The sequence below is a fragment of the Roseateles sp. P5_B10 genome (assembly GCF_056400485.1).
In genome coordinates this window covers 1-1,689 of record NZ_JBFULE010000999.1, presented here as the reverse complement: position 1 = coordinate 1,689, position 1,689 = coordinate 1, and the positions used below count along the sequence as shown (strand labels likewise).

At 67.6% G+C, this 1,689-nt stretch carries 2 protein-coding genes; both read right to left on the bottom strand.

Going from position 1 to position 1,689, the window contains the following annotated elements:
* Positions 1–149 precede the first annotated feature (149 nt).
* Positions 150–905, bottom strand: coding sequence for a tetratricopeptide repeat protein (locus tag AC1DU6_RS30140; protein ID WP_457324004.1), 756 nt, complete (start codon positions 903–905; stop codon positions 150–152).
* 49 nt (positions 906–954) lie between these two features.
* Positions 955–1,689 (bottom strand): phosphohexomutase domain-containing protein (locus AC1DU6_RS30135; protein ID WP_477861716.1); only part of this gene is annotated, 735 nt, incomplete at its 5' end.

Genomic DNA, 1,689 nt, shown 5'->3' with positions numbered 1-1,689 from the left:
GGCCGAGCCTGCGTAGAAACCAAGGCGTTCGCCGAGGGCGTGCCGGTAGAGCGCCTCCTTGGCGCCGCGTCGCCACAGCCGCAGCAGATAAAAGGGCGTCAGCAGCCGCAGCGCGGTTGCATACAGGGCCAGCGCGAGGCCCTCAGGCATCAACCACCTTTGCGTGCCAGCTCGTGCGCGGCCTTGAGCCGACGCATGACCGGGTCATTCAGTTCGCGGCTGACAGGATTCCAGAGCTGGACCTGGCGATCGATCTCGGTCTGCAGGCGGGCAGCCGTGGCGGCGTCGCCGGTGGCCAGGGCCCAGATCGAATACTCGGCATTGGCCTCGAAGCTGCCGAACCGGCGCACTGCTGCTTCGAAGTTCTCGCGGGCCTCGGCCTGCCGGCCCGTGCCGGCGAAGCAGCGTGCAAGCAGCAGCAGGACCTGGTCGGGACGGTAATCGGGCCGTTCGGCCTTGAGTACTTGCAGATGGCTCAGCGCCGGGTCGAAGCGCTGGCACTCCACGTGGGCGCGCACGGCGCCGAAGCGCAGGTCGGGGTCGCTGGCAAACGGCCCCTTCAGTGCGCCCTCGTACAGCTCGGCGGCCTCCTTGGCCTCGCCGGCATTCAGCAGCGCCTCGGCCAGCCGCATCTGGTTCTGGGCCGAGGGCGACACGTCGTAGACGATGCGTGCCTCCCGCACTTCACGACCGGGATCGAGGGCCCGCGCGGCCGCGGACACCGCCTTGCGTGCGCCTTGGTCCAGCCGCGAGTTGGGCAGGTAGATGGCGAAGAAATAGACCGCGCTCCCCAGCAATGGGAAGGCGAACAGGATGAAGAGCCAGTACAGCTGCTGGCCGCTGCGCACGACATGGACCGCGCAGAACAGCGCGATCAGGATGTGCAGGCCTCCGATCAATGGCATGTCGTTCTCCCTGTGATTGGTCTTGGGCGGCTCTGTGGCCGCTTCGGAATCAGTGGCCCGCTGCGAACTGGGCGTCCGGCTTCACGCGCTTGAGTTGCTCCAGCACGTCGTGCTGGATGCGTTCCAGCGCCTCGGGCGTATGGCCTTCGAAGCGCAGCACCAGCACGGGCGTCGTGTTGGACGGGCGGATCAGGCCGAAGCCGTCGGCGTACTCGATGCGCAGGCCGTCGATGGTGATCAGCTCGTTCGCACCGGGGAAGTCGGCCAGCGTCGTCTGGGCCTTCAGCGTCTTGACGACTTCGTGGTGCTCGCCTTCGGCGCAGGGCACGTTGATCTCGGGCGTGTTGAAGCTGTTGGGCAGGGCCTGCAGCACGGCGCTCGGGTCCTTGGCCCGCGACAGGATCTCCAGCATGCGGCCGGCCGTGTACATCGCGTCGTCGAAGCCATACCAGCGCTCGGCGAAGAAGATGTGGCCCGACAGCTCGCCGGCCAGCGGCGCGCCGGTCTCCTTCAGCTTGGCCTTGGCCAGCGAGTGGCCGGTCATCCACATCAGCGGCTTGCCGCCGTGCTTCTTGATCCACGGTGCCAGGCGCTGCGTGCACTTGACGTCGAAGATGATCTCGGCGCCCTTCTGGCGCTTCAGGATGTCGGCCGCGATCAGCATGATCTGGCGGTCCGGCATGATCATCTCGCCGTCTTTGGTGACGATGCCGAGGCGGTCGCCGTCGCCGTCGAAGGCCAGGCCCAGCTCGGCGCCGGTCGCGTGGACGACGCGCTTCAGGTC